15 protein-coding genes are annotated in these 13,468 nt (G+C 53.5%); 13 read left to right on the plus strand and 2 right to left on the minus strand.

Features of this window, described 5'->3' with window-relative positions; translation table 11 throughout:
• Positions 1 to 403: 403 nt before the first annotated feature.
• The 12 genes from ACSQ8R_RS23090 (at position 404) to ACSQ8R_RS23145 (ending at position 9,745) form a co-directional block, all read left to right on the plus strand.
• Entirely contained in the window at positions 404 to 1,090 is a 687-nt protein-coding gene (locus ACSQ8R_RS23090) for a WbqC family protein (protein ID WP_436255721.1), read from the plus strand.
• Complete coding sequence (locus ACSQ8R_RS23095; RefSeq protein WP_436255722.1) at positions 1,075 to 2,034, plus strand: glycosyltransferase family 2 protein; 960 nt, start codon at positions 1,075 to 1,077, stop codon at positions 2,032 to 2,034. The genes ACSQ8R_RS23090 and ACSQ8R_RS23095 overlap by 16 nt, the downstream gene beginning before the upstream one ends.
• Positions 2,021 to 2,740, plus strand: a complete 720-nt coding sequence (locus ACSQ8R_RS23100; RefSeq protein ID WP_436255723.1) for a methyltransferase domain-containing protein — start codon at positions 2,021 to 2,023, stop codon at positions 2,738 to 2,740. The genes ACSQ8R_RS23095 and ACSQ8R_RS23100 overlap by 14 nt, the downstream gene beginning before the upstream one ends.
• On the plus strand, positions 2,737 to 3,582 hold the full coding sequence (locus ACSQ8R_RS23105; protein ID WP_436255724.1) for an NAD-dependent epimerase/dehydratase family protein: 846 nt from the start codon (positions 2,737 to 2,739) through the stop codon (positions 3,580 to 3,582). The genes ACSQ8R_RS23100 and ACSQ8R_RS23105 overlap by 4 nt, the downstream gene beginning before the upstream one ends.
• Complete coding sequence (locus ACSQ8R_RS23110; RefSeq protein ID WP_436255725.1) at positions 3,579 to 4,553, plus strand: ATP-grasp domain-containing protein; 975 nt, start codon at positions 3,579 to 3,581, stop codon at positions 4,551 to 4,553. The genes ACSQ8R_RS23105 and ACSQ8R_RS23110 overlap by 4 nt, the downstream gene beginning before the upstream one ends.
• Positions 4,534 to 5,205: a metallophosphoesterase family protein gene (locus tag ACSQ8R_RS23115; RefSeq protein ID WP_436255726.1), complete on the plus strand. Its 672-nt coding sequence runs from the start codon at positions 4,534 to 4,536 to the stop codon at positions 5,203 to 5,205. The genes ACSQ8R_RS23110 and ACSQ8R_RS23115 overlap by 20 nt, the downstream gene beginning before the upstream one ends.
• 31 nt (positions 5,206 to 5,236) lie before the next feature.
• Positions 5,237 to 5,659: a GtrA family protein gene (locus ACSQ8R_RS23120; protein ID WP_436257254.1), complete on the plus strand. Its 423-nt coding sequence runs from the start codon at positions 5,237 to 5,239 to the stop codon at positions 5,657 to 5,659.
• Complete coding sequence (locus ACSQ8R_RS23125) at positions 5,656 to 6,522, plus strand: class I SAM-dependent methyltransferase (protein ID WP_436255727.1); 867 nt, start codon at positions 5,656 to 5,658, stop codon at positions 6,520 to 6,522. Before ACSQ8R_RS23120 ends, ACSQ8R_RS23125 begins: the two co-directional genes overlap by 4 nt.
• A 91-nt stretch (positions 6,523 to 6,613) precedes the next feature.
• Positions 6,614 to 7,501, plus strand: coding sequence for a glucose-1-phosphate thymidylyltransferase RfbA (gene rfbA, locus ACSQ8R_RS23130; protein ID WP_436255728.1), 888 nt, complete (start codon positions 6,614 to 6,616; stop codon positions 7,499 to 7,501).
• Positions 7,498 to 8,634 (plus strand): dTDP-4-amino-4,6-dideoxygalactose transaminase, encoded by a 1,137-nt coding sequence (gene rffA, locus ACSQ8R_RS23135; RefSeq protein WP_436255729.1) that lies wholly within the window; start codon positions 7,498 to 7,500, stop codon positions 8,632 to 8,634. The genes rfbA and rffA overlap by 4 nt, the downstream gene beginning before the upstream one ends.
• Positions 8,635 to 8,786: 152 nt before the next feature.
• A complete protein-coding gene (locus ACSQ8R_RS23140) occupies positions 8,787 to 9,461 on the plus strand; it encodes an AAA family ATPase (protein ID WP_436255730.1) in 675 nt (224 codons plus the stop codon).
• Entirely contained in the window at positions 9,458 to 9,745 is a 288-nt protein-coding gene (locus ACSQ8R_RS23145; protein WP_436255731.1) for a hypothetical protein, read from the plus strand. The genes ACSQ8R_RS23140 and ACSQ8R_RS23145 overlap by 4 nt, the downstream gene beginning before the upstream one ends.
• A 225-nt stretch (positions 9,746 to 9,970) precedes the next feature.
• On the opposite strand, the gene ACSQ8R_RS23150 is transcribed toward ACSQ8R_RS23145, so the two are convergent.
• Complete coding sequence (locus ACSQ8R_RS23150) at positions 9,971 to 10,876, minus strand: nucleotidyltransferase and HEPN domain-containing protein (RefSeq protein WP_436255732.1); 906 nt, start codon at positions 10,874 to 10,876, stop codon at positions 9,971 to 9,973.
• 677 nt (positions 10,877 to 11,553) lie between these two features.
• Here ACSQ8R_RS23150 and ACSQ8R_RS23155 point away from each other — a divergent pair.
• The gene (locus ACSQ8R_RS23155; RefSeq protein ID WP_436257255.1) at positions 11,554 to 12,762 is read left to right on the plus strand and encodes an MFS transporter; all 1,209 of its coding nucleotides are present in this window, start codon (positions 11,554 to 11,556) and stop codon (positions 12,760 to 12,762) included.
• A gap of 70 nt (positions 12,763 to 12,832) precedes the next feature.
• On the opposite strand, the gene ACSQ8R_RS23160 is transcribed toward ACSQ8R_RS23155, so the two are convergent.
• The gene (locus tag ACSQ8R_RS23160; RefSeq protein WP_436255733.1) at positions 12,833 to 13,375 is read right to left on the minus strand and encodes a Pycsar system effector family protein; all 543 of its coding nucleotides are present in this window, start codon (positions 13,373 to 13,375) and stop codon (positions 12,833 to 12,835) included.
• Positions 13,376 to 13,468 lie beyond the last annotated feature (93 nt).

The raw sequence follows: 13,468 nt of genomic DNA on the forward strand, positions 1-13,468 counted from the left end.
AGCCGTGCTCGGAGAGGGTGTTGTCACCAGTCGTTGTACTGCAAACTATGGGAGATATAAATTATTAGGCCAGTCCTCCGGCATCCTTCATGCCCTCGGAGCTAAAGACCTCGGCCATGCTTGAACCATAGGCGGATATCCCGGCAGACTCACGCTGAAGAAGGCGGCCTCATATGTGTGCGAAAAGATCGGCTGCAGCTTGGGTGTTGTTTGAGCCCGACGGAACTCCTGCCGAGCTTAGGGGGGGCTTTTCCGGAAAGGCATCAACAGATAGGGATGTGGCAGACTGCAGAGGGCGCAGGCGGCGACGATACAAGCCGTCCTAAAGAAGTTTACGATGTAATGGCACCGAGTGGGGCTTTGAGCGCTTGCCGAGCCATTCGAGCGAAGGAAATGAAGTGAAGTGAAGAAGGTGGCTATCATCCAGTCCAACTACATCCCGTGGAAGGGCTATTTTGACATGATCGCCGCGGTCGATGAGTTCATACTCTACGACGACATGCAGTTCACTAAGAATGACTGGCGAAATCGTAACCAAGTCAAAACTCCGCAGGGCGTTCAGTGGCTAACGATCCCGGTCGGGCAGAATATAAACAGGCGTATTCGTGATGTAACTACTGATGCCAAATGGCAGGCGGTGCATTGGAAGACATTGGTCCAAAACTATCGTCGTGCTGCATACTTCAAGGAAATTGCCGTGTGGCTTGAACCGCTATATCTTGGTTCCACCTTCGCCAATCTTTCGCAAATTAACAGGGCCTTCATAGAGGCGATTTGCGAATACCTTTCTATCCGAACCATAATTTCCAATTCTTGGGACTATAACCTCGGGGACGGGAGAACCGAACGGCTCGCGGACCTATGCGCGCAAGCTGGTGGTACCGAATACATCTCTGGTCCTGCAGCAAGAGACTATATTGACGAGGGAATCTTCCGGGAGCGGAAAATTGAGTTGGTATGGTTTGATTACGGCGGGTATCCGGAATACCAGCAGCTCTGGGGCGAATTCACCCATGGCGTCACTATTCTTGACCTGTTGTTCAATTGCGGACCGGAGGCGGGGCGAAAGATGAAATGGGTGAGTTCTTGAAGGTATCTATCGTAAGTACCATGTATCGATCAGCGCAATATCTGGAAGCTTTCGTTAGCCGAAGTACGGCCGCCGTTAGGTCCCTTACAGATGACTATGAGATTGTATTAGTCAATGACGGCTCGCCAGACGACTCTCTACAGGTCGCGCTTTCTCTACAAGAGAGAAACTCGAAAATCTGCATAATTGATCTCTCTCGTAATTTTGGACACCATGCTGCTATTGTGGCGGGTCTGGAGAAGTCGATGGGAGATTTGGTCCTTCTAATGGATTGCGACTTGGAAGAGCAGCCCGAGTGGCTTTCCCGTTTTCACGACGAACTTCAACGCTGCAATTTGGACGTTGTCTACGGTGTTCAGGAACGGCGGGTATCGACTGCAGGCGCCAATCTTTTGGGGAGAATATTCTGGAAGTCTATAAACTTCATGTCGAGCGTGAGAATACCGCATAATCCGATGACGTGCCGGTTGATGACGCGCGACTATGTCAACGCCCTGCTCACGGTGGAAGACCGCGTCCTGTATCTTGCGGGTGTGTTTTCCTGGGCTGGCTTCCAGCAAAAAGGCATTCCCCTTGTGAAGTCTCCTCGTCCAAGAGGGCATGCTTCCACCTATAGTGTTGGCAAGCGTCTTCTGCAGGTTACGGAGTCCTTTTCGTCATTTAGTATTGCCCCGCTTTTTATGGTGTTCATTACGGGTGTACTTACCTGGATCGCATCCATTATCTACGCAGCCTACATAATTGGCGTGAAGCTGATTTGGCCCGAACGCGTGGTTGGTGGTTTTGCGTCACTTATGCTTTCTATCTGGTTCTTTAGCGGCCTTGTTATTCTTTCGATCGGAATAGTCGGACTATATTTGGCAAAGGTTTTTCAAGAGGTGAAGAGAAGGCCGCTTTTTATTGTCAAAAAGACGTATGAAGGAGAACGCCATGTCACTCGATAGCCATCTGCCTGCCTATAAGTCCGATTTTGCCTATCAGTTCGATAATGAGATTATATTGAACTGGTATCCAAGGCGGATTATGGCGCTTACGGAACCAAGCAACCATGTGTTGGAGCTTGGCATTGGCCACGGCTATAGCTGCAACCATTTTTCTGAATATTTTGAGAGTTATACGGTTATTGATGGCTCCGAATCGGTTATCTCAAATTTCAAAAAGGTATTCCCCTCTTCAAAGGCTGAGATAGTTGAAGGTTTTTTCGAAGATTTTTCTTCTGAAAGAAAATTTGATATCATTATTATGGGCTTTGTGCTTGAGCACGTGGCCCAGCCGGCCGATATTTTACGCAAATACCGCGAACTGATGGTCCCAGGTGGAAGATGTTTTGTCTCTGTTCCGAACGCGGCTTCGCTGCACCGAAGATTTGGCGCTGCGGCTGGGCTTCTCGACAACGTTCTTACTTTGGGAGAGGGCGACTTAGTATTGGGGCATCGACGGTACTATACGGTCGACTCTTTGACTACTGAATTGGAGGAGGCGGGATATAGCATCCTGCGAAAGGAAGGCATATTTCTCAAGCCTATTACAACAAAGCAGATGATCTCGCTGGAACTCAGCAAGGATATAATCAATGGAATGTGCAAAGTAGCTGTCGATTATCCAGAACTTTCGGCGGGCCTTTTATTTGAGGCTACGAGCAATAAATGAGAGTGCTGATAGTTGGTAGCTCTTCAACGATTGGTCGTCATATCGGCGGACTACTCTCACGGGAGCACTCGGTCTATTATGCTGGTCGGAAAAACGCCGATTTTTTTCTCAATTTAGAACGTCAGGAGGATCACTTCCCTGCGGGCGAGGAGTTCGATGCAGTAATTCATTGCGCTGCAGATTTCGGGGGCGAAAGGGAGGACGATTTTTTTCGGTCCGAGATTGTCAATGCGATTGGTAGTTTAACGGTGGCGAGAATCTCGCGGAAGGTCGGCGCTAACCATTTGGTGTTATTGTCATCGTCCTCTGCGTACTACTCTCCGGGGCACCCTTTTTTCAACGCCTACGCGCTGTCTAAAAGGCACGGAGATGAACTGGCTTCCCTTTATTCTCAAAAGTTCGGGATTGCCCTGACAGTTTTGCGTCCCACTCAGGTTTATGGGACCGATGATGGTTATCGCATTCATCAGCCATTGTTCTATCATATCATCGGCCAAGCCGCGCAGGGGAAGGACGTTGTAGTGCACGGCGGCAATGATGCGGTTAGAAATTATCTGCACATCGACGATCTGGCTGACGTTGCTAAACGCGTTTTGCAGAAACGGGTGGTTGGAACTTTTCCGGTTTCATCTCAGCGGGATTGGGCTTTAAGTGAGGTTGCCAAGACCGCTTTTGATGTCTTTGGAACACAAGGGAAGATTGTATTCGATACAACAAAAGCGGATGTCTTCAGCCTTGCCGCGCCCGACAGTGCATCCTTCTATGATAAGATTGAAATGATCGAGACAGTCGATTTACGCCAAGGAATCGAGAGAATAAAAATGACGAGGAGCGCGCGATGACCACCGTTCTAGTAACTGGGGTCGGCGCAATCATCGGTTACGGCATTCTGCGATCACTGAGAATGGCTCGGCATGATGTGAAATTGGTGGGGATCGACATCCATTCCGACGCCGTTGGTCAGCGATGGGCAGATCAATTTTTCCAGGTTCCCCTCACAGCTGACCCAGTCTATCTGGAGGTTTTGAGCCGCATCATAACGGATGCAGGGGTAGATTTCATCATGCCGGGGATTGAGCAGGATACGCATTTTTTCTCGGATAAACGATCTCTCATCGAGAAGATGGGCGTCGCAATTTGCCTGAATAGCAAAAGGCTCATTGACCTTTCCCGTGACAAGTGGCTCATGTATCAGGAGATTCAGGCTGTATCTCCAGCGATTAATATTCCAACGTATCGCAGCGATGACTTTGACTTACTTGAAAGCACTCTCGGGCTGCCCTTTATAGTCAAGCCTCGCAGAAGCTATGCATCCAAAGGGTTGGTGAGAGTCAAGGACCGTGCGGGATTTCAGAGTCTGGCCTCAGCGATGGGCGAAACTCTTGTCGCCCAGCCGATAATCGGTACAGATGACGAAGAGTATACGGTTGCGGCTTTTGGAGACGGTGAAGGCGCGTGCCTTGCCCATATAATTTTGCAGAGACGTCTCGCTGTAGATGGATCGACCGCGAAGGCAATCGTCCGGACTGATGTTTCTTTGCAGGAAACTCTTCGTCCGATATTCGCTCATTTTCAGCCTGTTGGGCCGACCAATTTACAATTTCGGCGATTCAACGCAGATTGGAAGCTGCTTGAAATCAATCCACGGGTCTCAAGTGCGACTTCGATAAGGGCTGCTTTCGGATACAACGAATCTGAAATGGCGCTTGAGTATTTCCTTTATGGAAATCCGATAACTCAGCCAAAAATCCGGCGCGGCACCGCAGCGCGATATATAGAGGATAGCATCGTTTATGATCGGGATAATTTCTGATATCCACGGTAATTGTCCGGCTTTGCTTGCGGTGTTGAACGAGTTGGAGAAGCTCGGCGTAAAAACACTGATCTGTCTTGGGGACGTAGCAGGATATTATTCGCAGGTAAATGAATGTTGCGAGCTATTGCAAAATTCCCGTGCTCAAATGCTCATGGGGAATCATGACTGGTATCTGACCAGCGGTGAGGGGTGTCCTCGTTCGAGTAGTGCAAACCGTTGCCTGGATTATCAACGCGCGACTATTACCGGTGCAAATCTGTTGTGGTTGTCTCGGCACAAATCCGAGGCAATGATTCAAGGTATCAGTTTTGTTCACGGAGGCTGGAGAGATCCGCTGGACGAATATATGAAGCCGTCTTCAGGTTATTTCAAAGACATTCCAGGTACGCTTTTCGCGTCGGGACATACTCACATCCCCATGCTATGGGAGGGCGATCGCAAGGCGTATTGCAACCCGGGGTCAGTGGGGCAGCCAAGAGATGGTGATCCCCGCGCGTCGTTTGCTGTTTTCCATGAGGGTCGCTTTTCACTCCATAGGGTGCCCTATGATGTTCAACGGACGCAAGAGGCAATGAAGGCAGCAGGATTCTCGGCGTACTTTTATGAAAATTTGGCTATTGGCACTCGGCTGGGAGGAATGGTTGGTTGAGCGACGTACCAACTTCAGGGCTAATCCCCCGATGACTAGGCTCGTCGAGATAAAGCGCCTCTTTGGCCCATTTATACGTTATGTGCTCGTTGGCATATTGATGAACTCGCTGGGATATTTTCTGTATTTTTCCGCGACGCAACTAACGATTGAACCGAAGGCTGCGATGACGCTCATATATGTCGTTGGCGTTGGGCTAAATTTTATTTTGAGTAGAAAATGGGTGTTTGGGCACAAAGGGAATGGGGGGGCTACGTTTGGCGGTTACATGCTTGTCTACCTATCGGGATATATAATGAATTATAGCATCTTATGGTTCTTCGTGGATCGGGTCGGTTGGAATCATTTATTTGTGCAAGCTATATCCATAGTCGTCGTCGCACTTTTCCTTTTCGCCTCACTTCGATTTTTTGTGTTTCATCATCGCAATGACGAAAGGGTTCAGCAGCGATGATGATTTGTTTGAAATGTGCTAACCCGCTGGTCCATTCCGCTTGTAGTCGGTGTGGGTGGAGCGGCGAAAATATTGATGGTTTCGAAGCCTTTGCTCCCGAATATGCTCAAGGAGGCGGCGGTTTCGAAGTATCTTATTTTAAGCAGCTAGCTGAATTTGAGGGATCAAACTTCTGGTTTCAGTCCCGAAACGATCTCATCCAATGGGCTTTGAGCAAGTATCACCCAGATTTCCGATCCTTTCTCGAAATTGGCTGTGGAACGGGTTTTGTTCTTTCCGGCGTTACCAAGAGATATCCTGAAGCGGAGATTTTCGGAAGCGAGATATTTATCGAGGGCTTGCGATTTGCTTCTCAGAGATTGCCTAATGCACGGCTGATGCAAATGGATGCGCGGGCAATACCGTTCGCGGAGGAATTTGATGCCATCGGCGCTTTTGATGTTCTTGAGCACGTCGAGGAAGATGAAACCGTCCTGCAGGAAATGCACGCCGCGCTGAAGCCTAAAGGCACGCTGCTGGTGACTGTTCCGCAACATCCATGGCTGTGGAGTCCCCTTGACGACTACGCTCACCATTGCCGTCGGTACACGGCCAGCGAGTTGAGCAGGAAAGTTACTGCCGCGGGCTTCACCGTCCTTCGCGACACCTCATTCGTTTCGCTCCTGCTGCCGGCGATGCTTGCTTCGCGCTTGTTAAGCCGGAATAAATCGGTTGACGAAATCGACGTTCGAACCGAGATGCAACTTCCAAGCCTGCTCAATAGTGCTTTCAGATGGATATTGCGTGCTGAAAGCGCTTTCCTCCGAGCTGGTTTGGATTTGCCTTTGGGTGGTTCGCGACTGCTCGTCGCCAGAAAGATGTGAGGCTGATGTATCCCTTCCATTTTGTCGAGTGGAAGGGCATCCATCTAACGGACACCGATCGGCGCGACGCTATCGGTGTGGGGAGACATGAATGAAAGCGATTGTTCTTGCTGGTGGCGCGGGCTCGCGGCTGTATCCCCTGACGCAGGTCTCCAGTAAGCAGCTACAGGCTGTTTTTGACAAGCCTATGATCTATTATCCTCTGACCGTTCTGATTGCGTCAGGGGTCAGGGAATTCTGCCTCATTGCGACACCGCACGACTTGCCTAGGTACCAAAATTTGCTTGGGGATGGCGATCAGTGGGGAGTGGCAATTCAGTATCGCGAGCAGCCGAGACCCGAAGGGATTGCACAGGCGTTTTTGATCGCGGCGGATTTTGTGAGCTCCGATAATGTGATCCTGATGCTGGGCGACAATATCTTTTCCGGCGGCGACGATTTTCCCCGCGCTGTCTCCAGCTTTACGGGTGGTGCGACAATTTTCGCCTACCACGTCAAGGATCCCGAGCGTTATGGCGTAGTGGAGTTCGACCGGAACGGAAAGGCGATCTCCATTGAAGAGAAGCCCCGGCATCCCAAAAGCAGCTACGCGGTCCCTGGTGTGTATGTCTACGATAACAGCGTGCTGGACATCGCGAAGGCGGTAAAACCATCCATCCGCGGCGAGTTGGAGATCACGGACATTAATCTGGAATACCTGAGGCTCGGCAAGCTACAGGTGCGGCGATTGAGCCGCGGCTTCGCCTGGCTTGACGCCGGTACCAGTACCGCGCTGCATGAGGCTTCTTCCTACATCGAAGCAATCGAACGCCGGCAAGGCGTGAAAATTGGTTGTCCAGAAGAGGCCGCGCTGGTGAGAGGGTTCCTTAGCATTGCCCAATTTGAAACCTTGATTGAGCGCATGCCGGCATGCGAGTACAGCGACTATCTGCGCGGCGTCGCCGACGAGTGGCACAGGCTTCAAGAGGATAAGCAGTGAGCGAGAGAATCCCTTTCAACCGGCCCTTCATGACCGGTAAAGAGTTATATTACATCGCAGAAGCCAAGTTCGGCAACATGCTCGCTGGTGACGGTCCTTTCACGAAGCGTTGCCACGAGTGGCTGAGGAACAAAAGTGGATGCGTTAAACCGCTGCTGACGCACTCGTGCACCGCCGCCCTGGAGATGGCGGCACTGCTTCTCGACATCGAGCCTGGTGACGAGATCATCATGCCGTCGTACACGTTCGTCTCAACCGCCAATGCATTCGTGCTGCGCGGCGGCGTTCCCGTGTTCGTCGATATCCGGGGAGATACTTTGAATCTGGACGAGCGCCTCATCGAGTCGGCGATCACCTCGCGCACTCGCGCCATTGCCCCGGTTCACTATGCGGGTGTCGCCTGCGAGATGGACACTATCATGAGCATAGCCAAACGCCATAGCCTAAAGGTCGTGGAAGATGCGGCGCAGGGCGTGATGGCAGCCTATAAGGGCCGAGCACTGGGCAGCATTGGAGATCTCGGGGCCTACAGCTTTCACGAAACCAAGAATGTAATTTCAGGGGAGGGCGGAGCCCTGCTGGTGAATGACCCCGCTCTGGCAGTGCGCGCCGAAATCATCCGCGAAAAAGGCACGGACCGGGGTCGGTTTTTCAGGGGCGAGGTCGATAAATATACTTGGCAGGAGGTGGGTTCTTCGTTCTTGCCAGGCGAGCTGATAGCAGCTTTCCTTTTTGCCCAGCTCGAAGAAGCTGAGCTAATCACCAATCAGCGGCTGAATCTCTGGCAGTATTATCACGCACTTCTTGAACCGCTTGAGGCCAAAGGATTGCTTCGCCGGCCCATCGTGCCGGATGAATGCCAGCACAATGCCCACATGTATTACGTTTTGCTGGCACCGGGGATCGATCGTCAGAAAGTCCTTACTGAGTTGAAGAGGAGTGATATCTTCTCGGTCTTCCATTATGTGCCGCTGCACTCTTCGCCGGCCGGAAAGCGGTATGGCCGCACGCATGGTGACTTGCAAGTGACCAATATTCAGTCGGAAAGGCTGGTGCGTCTGCCGTTGTGGATTGATCTGTCCGCTGAGCAGCAAGAACACGTTGCCAGGGTTTTGGAAGATGCCATCGGCTGACTCCTCAAGAAACGATGCAGTTTCAAACAGGTTTTCAGAATTGACGCATCAACGTTAATGCAAAAGAACGCGCTTGATGCGTCAGCGTTAACGCAGTAGCATCGTAATGCTTCGGCAAGCATCCTGACGCATTCAGCGTCAAAGGAGATTCTATGCCTGTCATTACCGTTGCAAACCCAAAAGGTGGGGCCGGCAAGTCGACGACGACACTCGTTCTCGCAACCACACTAGCCCAGCAGGGCGCCAGCGTCGTCATTCTGGATTGCGATCCGAACAGGCCAATCGAGGGTTGGAGGCGGGGAACCTCAAAGAACCCTGTCATTGTCGATGGCGGGGTCAACGAGAGCACCATCACCGCAAAGCTCGACGAGTACCGCAAGAAATACCAGTTCGTGTTCGTGGATCTTGAAGGCACAGCCAGCCGGTTGATGTCCCGTGCGCTCGCCAGGGCACAGCTGGTCGTCATCCCGATCCAGGCCAGCCCGACCGACGCCGAGCTGGCAGCGCGTGCCATCCATCTCATTCAAGAGGAGGAGCAGGCTTTCGAGAAGACGATCCCCTACCGCATCCTGTTCACGAGAACGTCGCCGGCGATCGCCACCAAACTCGAAAAACAGATTACCAGCCAGCTCACGGCAGGGGATGTACCCACCTTCCGCAACCACCTGTACGAGCGCTCGGCCTACAAGGCGCTCTTCTATCACCAGCTCGACCTGGTCGAGCTTGATCCATCCGAGGTGAACGGGCTACCAGCCGCAAGGGACAATGCCCTGCGGCTCGCCGAGGAACTCGTCGATCTCGTAGCCAATGTGAGGGCTGTTGCATGACTGGCAAGAATTTAGGCTTTGGCAAGCTTGCTGATATCAAACCTGACACCGAGTCTGAACCTGTGATCTCAGACCGAAAGATTGACGAAATCGGGGAGCGCCACGGGTTCATCGCCCGCGAACCGGCCCAGAAGTTGTCCCGCCGGAAGCCGGCAGAGCCCTCTGCCAACCTCAATATCCGTCCGTCGATCACCACATTCAATCGCTTCCTGCAGTTCTGCGAGCGGAACCGGATGTCGTATCCCGAGGGGCTGAAGGAACTGATGGACCGGGCAGGGGTGTGATTGACGCAGCAGCGTTAACGCACATGAACGCTTTCGGCCGGAAATGATTCTGCGGTCCCATTTCAAGGTCGGACAATGAAAGGCAAATAGACGACGCGCTGGTCCTCAAGGTGCGCAATTTTCGCGCCAATCGCGAGCCTGTCATGGCGGGCTAGACGAGGAAGCATTGAAATTGAGCTCGTTTGGTTGTCCGATTCAAGCTTTTCACCCGAGTTTCAGTTCGGCTTACTCCCGTTGCAGTCTTTCAAGATGTTCCCTGCAGACGTGCTCCACCCATTCCAGCAATACGGCGGCCCGCTCTCCCAGCCACGACAGGGCCTCCTCGCTGATCTCGTAATGCTTCGAATACCGCGCCTTCACATAGGCTTCGTTCAGCGTGTTGAACGAGGCGCGCTCGCGGTGCTGATCGCGCGGGAACGCCTCGGCCAGCCGGCGGTCCTGTTCCTCGGCAAGCGAGCGCAGGAACTTGATGTTATGGGACGGCGGGCCATAGTTCGTGAGTGTGAGGAGGACACAGGAATAGGCTTGCTCAAGTGATTGATGGAGAAGAAACGCGGCTTCGTTGATCATGCCGGCTTGAATCGCTGACATCGCCAGGGTCCTAAGATTCAACGCTGTCGAAGATCGCTGTTCATAGTGCTCTCTCGCGACCCGTAACCGATCCGCCGGCGACAGCGGTTGCGGGTCGGCAAGCGGCTCATCATCCAGCTCATAGAGGACTATCCCTTCCTTGCGGATATCGGAGAAGAAGTATTGCCCCTCCTTCAGGTAGGTGTTCACCTCGCGCCTGGTATGAACGATGAAGCTCACCGGTGTTTCGATCGACTTGTCGCGGATCAGCCGGTCGGCAGCCTTGTACCAGTAGTCGGCGAATTGGCACAGCCTGCGATCGTTGACGATGATCAGCAGATCGAAATCGGAGCGGTAGCCCTTCATGGTGAACGGCTCGTCGACCCACCCGCCCTTGGCATAGGAGCCGAACAGAATGATCTTCAGGATCCGGCCGCGCTTCTTGAACTCGGCCGTCCCCTGTTTCAGGGCGTCCTCGAATTCCTCATGCAGGATTTCCAGAACCCTGCCGAGCTCGCGCTGTTTGCGCAGCGGCATGTGATCGAGGGATGATTTCATCATGATCGGCGATGACCTCAGGAGTGACTGGCGCGACTGGTGCATACGACTGGTTGCGTCGCTTGTTTCTACACATACGGCAGGGCGCGGGGAAGCAGGATCAGCAAGATCCCAGCACGGGCCCGTGCAGTTCGCTCTCCTGGTTTCAACGTATCCCCGGTAGTGCGCGAGTGACGTGACTTCGTGGGCATTGATCGGGTCGCGGCAAGCGGCCGTCCGGATCGTCGATCGGGCGCACCCGGCCGAGCGTTCCGAGATTGCAAGCTGAAGCGGAGGTTCAGGAGGGACTAGAGCCTAACCTTACGAGATGTCGACCGGAATCATCACTGCTTCGATAGGACGGCATGCGGATCTTTTATACGCCTGAGCGATCAACAGGGCCAAGGTCACACACCCTCTTCTAGCAACGACATGGTGTGCGCTTTTGTGGCCAATGAGGTAAAAAAACCGCACCTCCTAGTCAGGGCGCACATAGCTTCATTCCGTCCCAAACTCGGGAAGGCGAACTGGTGAAGTTGCGTCCCCTTGCGTGCGAACAGCGGCCCTCCAACGCAATATCACACTGGTTTCGATCGTAATGCGGCACGCATCCTGGACGAATTGGCATGGATTTCGGATTTTTGGATGCAGATCATCCCAAAACGTTCGTCTATGACGTCTGCGAAATAGGAGATATTTCGATGACGGACACGACATCACAGGCTGACGCGCCGACAAGTGGACTGGAGACCGGAGAGACGGCCAGCTGGACCGCGAAGACGTGGTTTGCCGTTCTTTCGATGGCGGCCACCAGCTTCGCCCTGGTATCGGCTGAGTTCCTGCCGGCGGGACTGTTGACGCCCATGGCGCGCGATCTCGGGATTACCGAGGGAACAGCCGGACAGGTTGTCACCGCGACCGCTTCCGTCGGCGCCGTGACCGCTCTATTGAGCAATGTTCTCATCGGCAGACTGAACCGCAAGGGGGTGCTGATTGGTCTTAGTGTCTTGGCGATCGGCTCCAATGTTCTTGCATCCTTGGCGACCGATTTCTGGCTATTGCTGTTGGGCCGCGCGGGGCTTGGCATCGCCCTTAGCGGCTTTTGGGCGCTTTCAGTTGCCGTCGTGGCGAGACTGGTGGGCTCCGCTGCGACAGGTCGGGGCATGGCTATTGTCACGCTCGGCGTTTCGCTTGCTACGATAGCCGCGCCATCACTGGGCGCTCTGATCAGCGACTGGCTCGGATGGCGCATCGCCATGGCGATGACGGCGGGCCTTGCCGCACTTGCCCTTGTGCTGCAGATATTCAGCTTGCCAACCCTGCCGGCAAGCACCAGCAACAGCCTCGCCGATGTATTTCGGCTGACACGGCGACGTAGCATTCAGATGGGAATGCTTGCCATTCTTTTGCTGATGACGGGGCATTTTGCAGGCTCGGTGTATGTGCGTCCTTTCCTTGAACAAGTGACGCTCCTCGAAACCAGATCCATCGCAGTAGCGCTGCTTGGATTTGGCATCGCCTCGGTGATCGGCAACATCTCCGGTGGGCGAATGGCCGACACAAGCATCCTCATGGCACTTGCTGTCACTGCAGGGCTGATGGCGTTCGCAGCGGTCGCCTTGCTGTTTTGGGGCGTCAATTTCGCCATCGCGATCGCCTTGGTTACACTCTGGGGCCTTGCCTTTGGCATGGCGCCGGTGGTGCTGCCAACCAATCTCTCGCGCGGCGCGCCCGATGCTCTGGAGGCGGTGGGCAGCCTGATGGTGGTCTCGTTCCAGGTCGCCATCAGTATCGGCGCCGTTGTCGGCGGCTATGTCGTCGATCATTTCGGCGCCGCGGGGCCGATGACCATTACCGCCGTCCTGGCGACAGCGACAGTCGCCCTGGCGCTCCTGCAGCCACGCCCCTGACCTTTGCGTCGATTTGAGCGATCTGGACCTGATTGTCAGTGAAGATGCTGCGTACGCGGCATATGCGATCTCAGGTCGTCAGGAGAAGCAGGACGTATGCGACCACCGTGAACATCAGCCCGCGAAATGCATAGGAAACGCACCGGTATTTGCGGCGAGCTATGAGGGACAGGACATCGGCGTTGTCCAGATATTCCTTGAAGAGATATCCCACATCGCTGCGCTGCGCCGCGTGCTCGAATATTGCCCTGTGCTGTGGCCATGTCCCCCAGAAGAGCGAGGTGGACTTCTCCACCCGCCGCGGCAGCACGACCAGAATAGCGGAGAGTATGGAGGATACCGAAGCAATGGCGAGCAGAGCCGATACAATGGCGACGGGCCCGGCGCCATCGGTATAACGAGCCAAGGTGAACACTCCGCGCCCCTCGCTTGAGGAGATCAAAAACGCGAGCATAAAGGTAAAGATGTACGCGGCCTTCTGATCAGACAGCTTGACCTGGTCATAAAAGACATCATTTATCTTGCGGACATGATTAAAGTATTCCTCGGTGATCTCGTCCGATGCCATCTGCATTTCAAGCATCTCGGTCGGCGCGCTGTCGAAGTCGCTCATCTCTCTTTCTCTCCGTACGAAACTGTTTCCCTGTTAATACACTTCAGCCGGAAAGCAATCCCGTTGCTAAAGATCGTCTTGACATCTTGCAGG

The organism is Neorhizobium sp. LjRoot104, from assembly GCF_964253725.1.
GTDB lineage: Bacteria > Pseudomonadota > Alphaproteobacteria > Rhizobiales > Rhizobiaceae > Neorhizobium.